This window comes from Alkaliphilus transvaalensis ATCC 700919, from assembly GCF_000621485.1.
Taxonomy (GTDB): domain Bacteria; phylum Bacillota; class Clostridia; order Peptostreptococcales; family Natronincolaceae; genus Alkaliphilus; species Alkaliphilus transvaalensis.
In genome coordinates this window covers 54,994-67,500 of record NZ_JHYF01000016.1, presented here as the reverse complement: position 1 = coordinate 67,500, position 12,507 = coordinate 54,994, and the positions used below count along the sequence as shown (strand labels likewise).

At 32.4% G+C, this 12,507-nt stretch carries 11 protein-coding genes and 1 other annotated feature; of the genes, 9 read left to right on the top strand and 2 right to left on the bottom strand.

The annotated features are described in order from the left end of the window. Positions 1-158: 158 nt before the first annotated feature. Both T335_RS20640 and T335_RS0112535 read left to right on the top strand, forming a co-directional pair. Positions 159-2,213 carry a stalk domain-containing protein gene (locus T335_RS20640; RefSeq protein ID WP_051569299.1) on the top strand — a complete coding sequence of 685 codons (2,055 nt, stop codon included), beginning with the start codon at positions 159-161 and terminating at the stop codon, positions 2,211-2,213. A 48-nt stretch (positions 2,214-2,261) separates the two neighbouring features. Continuing rightward, positions 2,262-2,517: a binding site (T-box leader), on the top strand. A gap of 329 nt (positions 2,518-2,846) precedes the next feature. Next, on the top strand, positions 2,847-4,697 hold the full coding sequence (locus T335_RS0112535) for a WG repeat-containing protein (protein ID WP_026477864.1): 1,851 nt from the start codon (positions 2,847-2,849) through the stop codon (positions 4,695-4,697). A gap of 89 nt (positions 4,698-4,786) precedes the next feature. Here the strand turns inward: T335_RS0112535 and T335_RS0112530 are convergent, their stop codons facing one another. Continuing rightward, positions 4,787-5,191, bottom strand: coding sequence for a coiled-coil domain-containing protein (locus tag T335_RS0112530; RefSeq protein WP_026477863.1), 405 nt, complete (start codon positions 5,189-5,191; stop codon positions 4,787-4,789). Between the two features lie 422 nt (positions 5,192-5,613). Here T335_RS0112530 and T335_RS0112525 point away from each other — a divergent pair, with 422 nt between their 5' ends. Further along, the gene (locus T335_RS0112525; RefSeq protein ID WP_026477862.1) at positions 5,614-5,811 is read left to right on the top strand and encodes a hypothetical protein; all 198 of its coding nucleotides are present in this window, start codon (positions 5,614-5,616) and stop codon (positions 5,809-5,811) included. A 278-nt stretch (positions 5,812-6,089) separates the two neighbouring features. Here T335_RS0112525 and T335_RS0112520 read toward each other — a convergent pair whose 3' ends face one another. Next, a complete protein-coding gene (locus tag T335_RS0112520; protein WP_026477861.1) occupies positions 6,090-6,452 on the bottom strand; it encodes a hypothetical protein in 363 nt (120 codons plus the stop codon). 209 nt (positions 6,453-6,661) lie between these two features. On the opposite strand from T335_RS0112520, the gene T335_RS21695 reads away from it, so the two are divergent. The 6 genes from T335_RS21695 to miaB all read left to right on the top strand — a co-directional run bounded on the left by T335_RS21695 (position 6,662) and on the right by miaB (position 12,481). After that, positions 6,662-7,039, top strand: coding sequence for a zinc ribbon domain-containing protein (locus T335_RS21695; protein ID WP_051569298.1), 378 nt, complete (start codon positions 6,662-6,664; stop codon positions 7,037-7,039). A 79-nt stretch (positions 7,040-7,118) separates the two neighbouring features. Further along, positions 7,119-8,318 carry a M50 family metallopeptidase gene (locus tag T335_RS0112510; RefSeq protein ID WP_026477860.1) on the top strand — a complete coding sequence of 400 codons (1,200 nt, stop codon included), beginning with the start codon at positions 7,119-7,121 and terminating at the stop codon, positions 8,316-8,318. Between the two features lie 119 nt (positions 8,319-8,437). Beyond that, on the top strand, positions 8,438-8,962 hold the full coding sequence (locus T335_RS0112505) for a flavodoxin domain-containing protein (RefSeq protein ID WP_026477859.1): 525 nt from the start codon (positions 8,438-8,440) through the stop codon (positions 8,960-8,962). A gap of 35 nt (positions 8,963-8,997) precedes the next feature. Then, the gene (locus T335_RS0112500; RefSeq protein WP_034328432.1) at positions 8,998-9,768 is read left to right on the top strand and encodes a class I SAM-dependent methyltransferase; all 771 of its coding nucleotides are present in this window, start codon (positions 8,998-9,000) and stop codon (positions 9,766-9,768) included. A 46-nt stretch (positions 9,769-9,814) separates the two neighbouring features. Continuing rightward, positions 9,815-10,687: a class I SAM-dependent methyltransferase gene (locus tag T335_RS21690; RefSeq protein WP_051569297.1), complete on the top strand. Its 873-nt coding sequence runs from the start codon at positions 9,815-9,817 to the stop codon at positions 10,685-10,687. Positions 10,688-11,050: 363 nt separating this feature from the next. Further along, positions 11,051-12,481 (top strand): tRNA (N6-isopentenyl adenosine(37)-C2)-methylthiotransferase MiaB, encoded by a 1,431-nt coding sequence (gene miaB, locus T335_RS0112485; protein ID WP_026477857.1) that lies wholly within the window; start codon positions 11,051-11,053, stop codon positions 12,479-12,481. The last annotated feature ends 26 nt before the right edge of the window (positions 12,482-12,507 follow it).

Here is a 12,507-nt window from a genome sequence, read left to right as displayed (position 1 = left end):
AATTTAATATGTAAAATAAAAGAAATATATTTGTAATACAATAGAAATTGACTTTATAGACTTTTATTCATATGATAGTTGTATAGTAGTGGGTGAAGCTATTGAATACAAACAATATCAATAAATAATATAACAGGACCTAGAGTGGAGGAACAAATTTGAAAAGACTAAAAGGAAATAAAAGAATTTTCATCGCAGCTTTAATTGTAGTATTTTCTTTAAATAATAGTATCATATTCGCAGATACAGTAGATAACTCTCAAAATATTAATGAGGGTGAAGTTAATAGTACAATACAGCAAATAGAAAGTACGCAGGTTTTACAAAATAAAAACTATACAGATCATGTAACCCTGGTTATTGACAGTACAGAGGTCTATCACAATGGTGATCTCTATTATTCTAATTTCCCCAATACGATCCGCAATGGAGTAACCTACATACCTTTAAGAGTTTTATCAGAAAGATTAGGCCTAACTGTTGAATTTGATAACTCAACTAAGCAAACAAAAATTAAAAACAATGCAATGGAACTTCAATTTCAAGTTAACCAGTCCCAGTATAGAGTTAATGGACAACGGTTAAACTCTACCCATGGAGTACCATTTATTGAAAATGATACCCTTATGGTACCGATCCGTACATTTGTTAATCACTTTAATATTAACGTAGAACCAGAGTTAGGAAACAACTTTGTTCACTTATATTGGAGTACTAGACCAGTTGCTAAGTTTTCAGTTAAGCCAGACAAAATTTATGCTACTCAAACTGTTGTTAATTATACTGATGAGTATGAACATCCACAAAATATTGGAATTGCCGAGGAGGTTTGGGAAGGTAGAGTTGATATATTCTCAGCTCCTGGTATTTATACAGTTACAAGAAAGGTTCAAGACCTAAACGGTGTATGGAGTGAGCCCTACGAATTGCAAATAACTGTTGTTCCTGCAAATCAACCACCAGTTGCAAAATTTAATACTAACAAGAGTAAATATAAAATAGGAGAACCGATCACTTACTTCGACCAGAGTTATGATGATGAGAATGCAATTACGACTAGAAAATGGACGAATAATGAGCCAGCATTTTTTGAAGCTGGGGAACAGGAAATTACTTTAGAGGTTGTAGATCAACATGGATTAAGTAATACCCTTACAAAAACAATTACCATTACTGATGATGTCATGTATACACGTGATGACTTTAATCCTTGGTTTACACCTGTAGGTCAAAAGTATATATTTAATAGACAAAATATCATTTCATTTCCATCGATTAAATATGATATAGAACACGAAACCCATACATTATACCGAAGCAATAGCCCAGAAACCATTAAGGAAGAAGGAATCTACTACCGTGATATTGTACAAGACAATGTTCGTGTAATGATTCATAAACAGAATCATCTAGAAAAGCCAGTGCATATTTATGTTGTAGCCACCAACATTAATGAAGAACCAGTGGAAATTAAAACGCCAAGTATTGGTATTGGTGGACCTCACGAACTAGTAACAACTACAGGAAAACTCGGCTTAGCACGTTATTTCAACAGTTTAAAATCACCAAGTCAAACAAGTGTTGTACTTGAACCAGGTGAAACTAAAATCATTTTCCCTGAAATTAACAGAGGTAGAGTTCGAAACAATGAGACATTATCAGTTTATGCAGAACTTCATACTTCCTTACCAGTGGAAATTCAAACGGTTATTCTAGATACTGAAAAAGATTTATTTGAAGAACTACCTTTCTTACCAGATATGCCAAAGGATGGGATCCACACTAGAGGAACCTTCTACCAAGGTAATCGTACAATCAGAGTTTCTGAACTAGTAGGTAGTGAAACCAAACGAATTGTCTTTGGTGATAGTGTTGAAGACGTAAGAATTCCTGGTGTAGACCAAATGTCTGGTGAAGAAACCTTGAATTTAGGAAACTTTGGTGTCTTATACAACCTAAAACTTGAGAAAGTTGCCCCAAACAGTATCATTCTTTTAAATGCTAGGGGAGGTTATTATAGCGGTGCTTTTCTAGTAAATGGTGAAGTTGTTCTGGTTACAGATGGAAGTCACTTATTAAACTCTAATGAAGTAGGTGTACTATATAAAACTGGAAACCGAGAAGAGGCAGTAGACATTGCTTTTATACCTGCATCGGGAAGTAATTTACCAATAAATATTGTAATTCAGCCATTACCTGAAAGAAAACATTAAATGTTTACAATATAGAATATTTGTGATATAATTTGTAAAATTCAAACAAAAAAGGCAATGAAGAGAAGAGTAGTTAAGAAGTGCTTTTTTACAGAGAACTCCCACAGGTGAGAGGGAGTATTAGGTTTCTTAATGAATAAAGCCTCGGAGCTTCGTATTGAACTATTTAATAGGGATGATACGACGGTCTTTCCCGTTATAGAAATAGGGTATAAACATTTTGGCCGTACCTGAAGAGGTTAATATGGTGACATATTGACAAACTGAGGTGGTACCACGAAGGATAATAACTCTCGTCCTCAAGATTAATAGTCTTGGGGGTGAGGGTTTTTTATTTTGTTACTATCTTTTATTCTTCTGCTCCAGTAAATTATATATTAACTTGGAACTTTTTTTATTTAAATACGTCATATGTTATAGTGATAAAATTAGAATATTATTTAAATAACCTATTAAACTCCTACACATAAAGTAAAAAAGGTCCTACCGACCTGTTCATGTGGAGGGGAGGTGACAATAAATTGAACTAAATCAACATTAGTGCTAAAATTAATATAAGGGATAACATCCTTAATAATCCTATTATTTCGTTACAAAATTAATGACATAAATTTAAAGAAAAGAAGGGCTCATATGAAAAAATATACTAAAGGTTTTATTTTATGCTTTGTGCTTTATTTTACAGTACTTTCTTTAGTAGGGTGTGTTAGCACTACTAATACCTCAAATTCGAGAAATTTCGGAGAAGAAACAGAAAGCCAATTACTACCAGCCTATGTTTATCAAGGAAATGATAAAAAATGGGGTTTTATCGATGTTACTGGTGAGTTTATTATTCAACCTCAGTATGACGAAACCTATGACTTTACCCACAATTTGGCTATCGTAAGGGAAAAGGGGTTCTATGGTGTTGTTAATAAAAAGGGAGAGTACGTTTTAGAACCAGAATTTCTTTATATACAAGACATCCATGATGATGTTATTGTTGGAATTAAGAATGATTACAATCATTATAGGTTGTATAACCATAATGGAAATTTAATCAAAGAAGTCAATGGAAATATTAGTGAATTTAGTGAAGGTATAGCTCTTTTTACCACTTCCAATGATTGGCCAAATGATAGATATGGGTATCTAGATACTAAGGGTAATATTCTAATAGAAGAAAACTTACTAAAGGGTACGGCCTTTCAAGATGGTGTAGCAGTTGTTCAAACTGAAGATATGACTTTTAGCGTTATCGATAAAAAAGGAACAGTTTTAAATATTTTTCAAGAAAGTATTATAGGAGAAATTAGCGAGGGCGTCTTAATCTATAGGGATGAAGTTACATCAAAAGTTGGCTACATCTCAATAAATGGTGAGAAAATCACCGAAGCAATTTTTGATGACGGGAATCCCTTTAAAGATGGATTAGCTGAAGTAATGATTACAGATCCTATTGGTAATAATTCTTACGGCCTAATTAACAAAGATGGTGACTATGTTTTAGAGGTAGACTACAATGGAATACAAGTGATTAATGAAGAATTGTATGCAATTAATAATTCTTCCGATCTAATAGGTCGTGTCTGGGACGATTATGTTCCAAAGGCAATCTTAGACCAAAATGGTGAATTGATAAGTGATTATATCTATTATCAAATTGGAAAGGTGACACAAGACATCTATTATGTTTTTGATGGAATCAACAGCTATATAACGGATCAGCACTTTGCTCCTTTACCTAATTTTCCTGAATTAAATGGGGCAGTAGAAATAACCTTTATTAATGGCATCTTTAAGATTCAACTAGATCATGAATTACTTTATCTTTCAGAGGAGGGTAAGACCATATGGCAGGATGAATATACCTACCCCCTAGCCAATGGCCCAAGTATTATCAAAAAGAAACTTAGAAGTGATCGATTTAACTTGGTATATTATCCCCAACTGATTAATCATCCTAATGCTTCAATTGAAAGGGATTTAAATATCTTAATAGAAAGTATTTTCCTTCCTGATGATGAAAAAGCTACAGATGAAGATTTTGAAGATTACTATCAAACGATTGATAAAGACTTCGAAGTTAATGAAATAGGAGAACTTCTTACTATAGTTGAAAAGGGATACCTCTATTTTCTAGGTGGTGCCCATGGTACCCCTTGGATCAAAAGCCACCATATAAATATTAACACAGGAGAGTATTTTACATTGAATGATCTATTCTTGCCAGATAGTAATTATCTTAGTAAGTTAGAGGCAATTGTATTAGAGCAAATAGAAGAACAACAAAAAGAAGATCCCATCTATTTTGAATGGGCCTCACCAACAGTTACCGACCAACAATTCTTTTTATTAACTGATGAAGGATTAGAAATTTATTATCAAGTTTATGAGATAGCCAGCTATGCAGTAGGAATGCCATCTTTCTTTATCCCCTATGAAGAAGTAATGGATCTCCTAAATACAGACGGTAGTTTTTGGAAATCCCTTGATATTTAAGCTACCCTCAAATATTATTTTTGTAGAATTTAAAAACTATGCCTCCCATAAAGGCATAGTTTTTTCTTATAAATTAACACATGATGGCATTATTTACTTTTTAGTGAATTTTTAATGTCAAATATATCTTCTTCATTCTGATGAAGCTTATGTTTAATAAAGGTAACCTCTTTTTTAATTATCGTCAGACTATCGTATGTAGACCTTTTAAATTCCCTTAAATCTGGTAATTGACCTGATAAACTGTCAAACTTTTTTTCAATACGTTTTTGTCCAAACTCAATATTAAGCTCTCGATCATCAAGGCTAGCTACTTTTGTTTCCAAATTAGAAACTCTAGCATCAAGTTTTAAAATCTTCTCATCTACCTTAATAATCTTATTCGTCAAATTCTGAATCTGTCCATCAAAACTTTCTACTTTACAATCCAATTTAATAACTTTTTCGTCTAATATCTCAAGTTTTGATAATATTTCTTTAAGTAATTCTTCCACAATAATCCCCCCAACGTTAAAGTATCGGCGTAATTAGATACTTGCTATTTTCTGTTATCCTTTAGCTAAAGGCATTCTAGTAATCCTTAGATACTCTTTGATAAAATAATTTAAAAATAGACTATGTTTTTCGATGTAAACAATTACACAAAACTGTAATTCTTATGGTAATTATATCATTAATTTCTATTAAATGTATATATTCTAATCTATCAATTATCTAAACTAATCAATCTATACTCAAATTACTTGTAAGAGAAGGAAATTTACCTATTTTGTGGAATATAAATTATAAAGCGACTTATCCTAGTTAATTTTTCTAGCTAATGTTATATACTTTTTTACAAGGGCAGATTTAATCAAGATTAAATTTTGGATATAGAATGTTAATTTTTTCGATTTTATTCTAGAGGAGGTCTTTGATGTTTGGGGGATTCTTACTAATTTTAATGGCTTTATTAATTCTTTATATTCAAGAAACTGATTGGCATAAGGAATACATCTATAACCATAATTTCGAAGAAAGAGAAGAAATTCTAGTTGATATAAGAAAAATTATAGCAGGCTGTATGATTTTTATAGGAATAATCATTATCATTATTAACTTATTCATTAAGTAGATGATTTTTTTAGAGGATAATCTTCAAGATTCATTTAGATTTTATCAACGGAAAAACTTTGAAATTAAAGCCTTAAATATAATTTCAGTCGAACAATTTAATCCAATTAGATTGTTTATCTGATTATCTTGAAACCCATTAGGTAACGTTCTTTTATATTTATATCATTAATAAAGAATTTTCCTATTTGTTATACAAGTTTGATGTAGATTTCAAGACAAATAATAGGGCTAGTAGAAAAAACTAGCCCTTAGTAATATATTAGAAAGGTAGTGTAGCTAAAAACAACTAAAAAATATGATCTCATTTAAATCGATACCAATAAACCGCCATCTCTGTCCCCAAAACTGCCACCCAGCAACTGATCTAGGTCCTACAAAGACAGGAAACAGAATAAATCGTCTCCGATCGATTAATTCAATTCTTGTAAAACGGTATAGACAAAATCGAATAGCTCCTGGATCAACCGCGAAGGGGCCAAAGAAATCGTCTATAGGTGGTGGCGGTCCAACCGGTGGTAGTCCGATTGGAGGTTGGGGGATACCCGGTGGTCTATCAAAGGGAGGTGGACCAAAAGGAGGTCTACCAAAAGGGGGTCTACCAAAGGGGGGTTGTTGAGAGTAATTAGCATAATGATCCATCTAAATCTCCTCCTTAAATAATAAGAAGTATTATATACATTACTAGCAAAAATTGTAACAAGTTAAGTTGTGGGTGTTGTATCCTGCTCCATAATATGAAGTACGTTGCTATTTGCTCCCTTAAAATTAGATATTCAAAGTTAATTAAATTCAATGCAAAGAGTTTTAACATAAAATATTTTAATTCATATCATATAGGAGGTTTTATTATGGCTATTATTGTTGAACATATGGATACTTGTAATAAATATATCTTATTAGGTACTGGCTATGGGGTCTACAAAGACACAAGAGAAAGCTTTTTTGGTGGTAATTTATTTCCCCACATAGATAAAGGTGATATACCAGTAGTAGCAGTAAGTGATGGAAATGGAATGATTAAATGGTTAAGTAGTGACTCAGTAAGGGTTTTAGAAATAGATGGTATTAAGATTGAATCCTTTGTAGGGATCCATACTGACGGGCAAGATAGCCATAGTCAATCCGAAGAAATGAATGAAACTTGCCCTGCTTGTAGTACAAATGTATCTGCAAATGCTAGGGTTTGTTATTCCTGTGGACTTACCCTCATTGATGATGAAAGCTAAGTGCCTTCATAAGCATCCCCCTAAAAACTATTAAATTAACTAAGACATTTCAACGACAAAAGTATAAGGATGTGGTTTTATGAAAAAAAGTAATAAAAGTAATGCTAGCAAATTGCTATGGTTAATCATCTACATGTCTATTGGCGGTATAATGGGATTCTTGATTGGTAAAGCTAGGTCTTCAGGATTGGAATTACCAAAAGAATACCGTGCATTATCAACATGGCTTAACATATTAATTTTTATAGGCACCTACATTGTAACTGTGGCTTTTCATGAGATGGGGCATTTTCTTAGTTTTTTAAGAAATGGAATTAAAATGAGGGCTTTAATAATAACAATATTCGTATTTATAACGGAACAAGGTAGTTGGAAGTTAAAAATTAGACCCAATAATGTTACAGGAACGGGAGGCATTGCTGTTCCAGACCTTGAGGTTGTAAAAGGTGAAGATGACTTTAGTAGACTACAAAAGGCATATGCTAAAGCAATTATTGCAGGTCCAATTGCTTCAATAATTTTTTTGTTTGCAGGCATACTGATCAGTATCCCGATTATGCTTCTTACCACAAATGTCTATCTTAAGTCATTCCTATTAACGTTTGTTATCTCTTTAATTATAATAACTTTTGTCTTATTAGCGTCATCTTTTATAAATAATGAAATAGCTATTGGTGACTTTCCAGCCTACAAACTGGCAAAAAAAGACACTTACTTTATTGCAATTCAACTTTATCAATATGCATTGTTTTCCTCTTATCCAGACGAGGTCAGAAAAGAGAATACATATTTAAGAAATGTCCTTTTAAGAGAATTAGAAAAGAAATTAGCTGATCTAGATACTCATGTGTTTACTCTTAGCATTATAGACGCATTTTTAGTAGAGTATTTAAGCGATTTAGTTAATGAACTCCCCTGTATAGTGATAGACTACATTGAGTTTTTGCAGGAGTCACCTGAAGCCATAAACAAGATACTAACCTCGGAGAATGCTTTAATACTATGGTTTCATATTATTAGATTCAATCATTTAAATGAATCCACTCAAGATAAAGCTAACGCTTTATATAGTAGGATTAAAGAACTAAAAAAACTTAAGTCTCCTGTTGAACTTTACTTGGCAAAGCAAACCGATCATTTATTAGGCATTAAGGATAATAGTCAATATCTACTAAACAAAAATAATATTCGAATATCTAGTGCCCATGGACTTTGGAAAAATTTCGAAGGATATTTTCTAGATGAGATAAGATTAAATGAAATGACTATTAATCAATAGCCCCATTGAGCTACTTTTAACTTGCGAAATTAAAATTAGAGAATTCCAATAGCGAATTGTCTAATTTAATTTAATCTATTCTATCTAATAAATCATCGTTAAGAATTGGAGGTAAATCTATGAAAACAGTTGTAGTTTACAGATCGAAGACAGGTTTTACTAAACAATACGCCGAATGGATTGCACAGGAACTCTCAGCCGACCTTCTCGAAGGAAATAATACAAGCTTAGAGAAATTGTTAACATATGATGTAGTAATTTTAGGTGGGGGTCTATATGGCTCTGGCATTAATGGTCTTAAGCTAATAACAAAGAACTTTCAGACCCTTAAAGAAAAGCAATTAATTGTATTTGCCACAGGTGCATGCGTTGGTAGAGAAAATGAAATAGCCGGGATACTCAATAAAAACTTTACCCTAGAACAACAGCAGAAGATCAAGTTCTTCTACCTACGGGGTGGCTATAATCATTCATTAGTAAATCCAATGGATAAGTTTTTGATGACACTACTTAAGTGGAAAATAAAAAGCAAAAAAACTTTAACACCCGATGAAAAAGGGTTACTGGCAGTCTACGATCATCCAGTCAATTTTACTCGAAGAAAAAATATAGAAAAGTTAATTACTTATGTACTTCAGTTATAATATAATTCCTTAACTAAAAGAAAAGAGGGATAACCTTGTATCAAGAAAATAGTATTTATAATAAACCAGAAGTGTATGACCTTCACTTTAATGATAGGAAAAGAGAGATGCTTCACGAATATTATAAAAGAATCTTAGAAGGAAAGGAAATTTATACGATACATGATTGTAGTTATGGCACGGGCAACTTAACAGATGAATTAGCAAGAATGGGTTATAAAGTTTCAGGTTCCGATCTAAGTTCTTCTATGATTCAGCAAGGGGTAGAGAAAAATCGTCAAGAAGGCTTAGCTATTGATTTGACACAATGTGACTTCAGAAACTTGACTAATCACATCCATAATCAATTTGATTGCGTCATGAGTACAGGTAACTCCCTGGCCCATGTTTCTAACGATGATGTTAAAATAGCCTTGAAGGAAATGACTTCTTTAATTAAAGATGGAGGCTATATCTATATAGACCTTCGTAATTGGGATAGAATTTTAGAAACCAATCAGCGTTTCTTTTATTACCCACCAATCATTAAGGATAATGAAAGAATTAATACAATTCAGGTATGGGATTACAATCTTGACGGTACAATGACCTTTAATCTATTATATACATTTGAAAAAGACCATCAAATTTATCACCGAGAAGAATTTAAAGTAGTTTATTATCCTTTAAAGAAGGATTTTCTTATTCAAGAACTTAAGAACTTAGGTTTCAAGGACATTTGTATTATGAATTTTATTCATGACCATATCAAAGACTTTAACAACATGGAATGGTATGTAATTATGGCAAAAAAGTCTATTGATTAACACTTTATGAGAATTGAAACATTTTAATAAAAAAGGAGATAATTTGATGGATGAGGTTATCAAATTAGTAGAAAATTGGTGGGATAAGATTTCTCTAGTGGAGGAATTAGATTATGATGATGAATATATCAATAGGCAGCTCAGGTGGAGAGAAATAGAACCCCTTCTTGTAGATGTTAAAACTATATTAGATATAGGGGGAGCTACAGGGGCTTTTTCTATCCCCTTGGCTAAAATGGGGTTTAAGGTAACCCATGTTGACATTTCAGATAGTATGTTAGAGGTTGCACGATCTAATGCAACGAAAAAAGAAGTTTCAAAAGATAATATCCATTTTGTTAAAGCCGATGCAAGAAATCTTCATATGTTCAAGGATAATGAATTTGATTTAGTATTAAACTTTGATGGCCCAATCTCTTTTTCTGGTGACGAAGCTAGTAATGTAATTGCTGAAAGCTGTAGAGTAACTAAGAAAAAGCTTTTAATTTCTGTATCAAACAAGGCATGTATGGTAGCAACATGGTTAAACTACAGCATGCAATCATTAGGGGATATTAGTAGAGCAGTAGAAGAAATGGCTCTATCTGGCGTTTGGGATCGCAGTAAGTATAACCTAGATGATCATTTTACTACTATATCAAAACTTAGAGCCTTTACAGCAACAGAAATTAAAGATGAACTAGAAAAAAATCAAGTTAAAGTCAAACATGCTCGAAGTATAGGTAGCTTAAGCCATCTCTATCTCCTACATTTATACAGACAAATGCCATCAGAAGAGGTAAAGGAGGCAATGAATAAAATCTGTAGGGTAGATGGATTTATTGATTTGTGCGAAAAATTTGATAAGGAAGTTATGCCTAATGGGCCTGGGTCCTTTAGAAGAGCAGGATTAATTGCCTTAGCAGAAAAATGTTTTTGATAGATCATGAAACAGCCTTTTATTTTATAAGGTTGTTTTTCTTAGCATTAATTAATGTCTACAAGAAATTTCTGAACAATTTTTTATTTACCTCTTTACATCGAACTAATGTTCGGTTATAATGATATTATCAAGTTAAGGGATGATACCACGGAGGTGTATATATGAAATATTTTATTTTTTCAGGTAAGGTAAAAGATCTCAGAAATTACTTAAAGGAATGGAGCAAAGAAGAAAAACAAACTAATTATTAAAAGGCAGGATAAATCCTGTCTTTTTTTATGAAAAAATTTAAGTTATAATAGATAGATATAAATAAGCTAATAATAAACATAGATTATCGTAATTAGGGAGGAAACTTATTTGAAACGAGAGACAAAATATGAAGTTACTTCATTAGACATACAAAATCAACAGGAATTTATTGACGCAATGAAGAACTTTAATCTTCAAGAATATGCTAAAGATCAAAGAAAGAAAAAATACATAGTCATTACCTATGGTTGTCAAATGAATGAGCATGACTCTGAAAAGTTAGCAGGGATGCTTCAAAATATGGGTTATGAAGAAACAAATGATAAAAAAGTAGCTGACATTATTATCTTTAACACCTGTTGTGTTCGTGAAAATGCAGAACTTAAGGTATACGGTAATATCGGCGCTTTAAAGAATCTTAAAAAGAATAACCCAGATATGGTTATCGCTGTTTGTGGTTGTATGATGCAACAACCTCAAGTAGTTGAAGAGATTAAAAGAAAATATAGGCATGTAGATTTAGTATTTGGAACCCATAACCTACATAAGTTTCCAGAGCTATTAGTAAATGCAAGACATACAGAAAACATGCTAGTAGATGTATGGGAGCAAGAAGGAGAAATTATAGAAGGAATTCCTTCTATCCGCAAGTATGGCCTTAAAAGCTTTGTAAACATTATGTTCGGTTGTAATAATTTCTGTACCTATTGTATTGTCCCTTATACAAGAGGACGTGAAAGAAGTAGAGAAGTTAATGATATCGTTTCTGAGGTTACTGACTTAGTAGCTAACGGTACTAAAGAAGTTACTTTATTAGGTCAAAATGTAAATTCCTATGGAAAGACATTAACTGAAAAAGTCACCTTTGCAGATTTACTAAGAGAATTGAATAAAGTAGAGGGGTTAAAACGTATTAGGTTTATGACATCTCACCCTAAAGATCTATCCGATGACTTAATTAATGCAATTGCAGATTGCGAAAAAGTTTGCGAGCATGCCCACTTCCCCTTTCAGGCTGGAAGTAATAAGATTCTAAAGGAAATGAATAGAGTATATACAAAAGAACAGTATTTAGAGAAGGTTGAAAAACTAAAAGCTAAAGTTCCAGACATTTCACTTACTACTGATATTATAGTAGGTTTCCCTGGTGAAACAGAAGAAGACTTTCAACATACACTTGATGTTGTTAAAGAAGTTAGGTTCGATTCTGCTTTTACTTTCCTTTATTCAATTAGACAGGGAACTCCTGCTGCAAACATAATAGAGCAAATAGATGAAGAAACCAAGCATGAAAGATTCAATCGTTTAGTAGATCAGGTTAATGAAATCTGTGGAGAGATAAATCAATCTTACCAAGATAAAGTAGTTGAAGTTCTAGTAGAAGGGCCAAGTAAAACAGACCCTAAGAAACTAATGGGTAGAACGAGACAAAACAAGCTAGTGAATTTCGTAGGAGATGAATCATTAATAGGTGAAATTGTTAATGTTAAAATTATAGACCCTAAGACTTTCTCTTTAAACGGAGAGATTCATCTATAGGTTCTAGGATTACAGTACTATCTTCT